Here is a 451-nt window from a genome sequence, read left to right as displayed (position 1 = left end):
TTATCAACAGGGCATTGCGCCAAAACAACACCATTTTCGCACGCAAATGCACTGACCATATAAAGTGCATCGCGCCTATCTGACTGATTAAATGAACCTTTCAATCGCTTACCATCAATCGCAACGACATCGCCCTGAGTTAATTTAGAACAGTCTTTCATCCAAGAAGAAAAAGAATCTTGAAACTGCATCATATCAATGCGACTCATCACACGAGCGATTGTGTCATGGCGAGGGATACCTTGCTCAAGAGGAACGTACTTCCTGAGCCAATCTAATCTATCATGGCCAAAATCTTCAATATCTTCCCAGCCTTGGCACCCAGATATGACAGCGCTGACAGCTAAGAATATGATATCAAAAAGTTTATGGACAACTTTACCCTGCTGGCGAGGGTCGTCAATTGATTCGAAATATTTAAATAGTTGAATATCAGGCATGGGGGCTCCTT

At 42.6% G+C, this 451-nt stretch carries 1 protein-coding gene; it reads right to left on the bottom strand.

What is annotated here, in order from left to right; translation table 11 throughout:
• Positions 1-440: ISAs1 family transposase (locus H5201_RS22650; protein ID WP_182719377.1), on the bottom strand; the 440-nt coding region annotated here is incomplete at its 3' end.
• Positions 441-451 lie beyond the last annotated feature (11 nt).

It is taken from the genome of Pseudoalteromonas sp. SG43-6, from assembly GCF_014164365.1.
GTDB lineage: Bacteria > Pseudomonadota > Gammaproteobacteria > Enterobacterales > Alteromonadaceae > Pseudoalteromonas > Pseudoalteromonas rhizosphaerae.
Note: the sequence above shows the minus strand (reverse complement) of the source record. Positions and strands in the feature narration are given on the sequence as shown.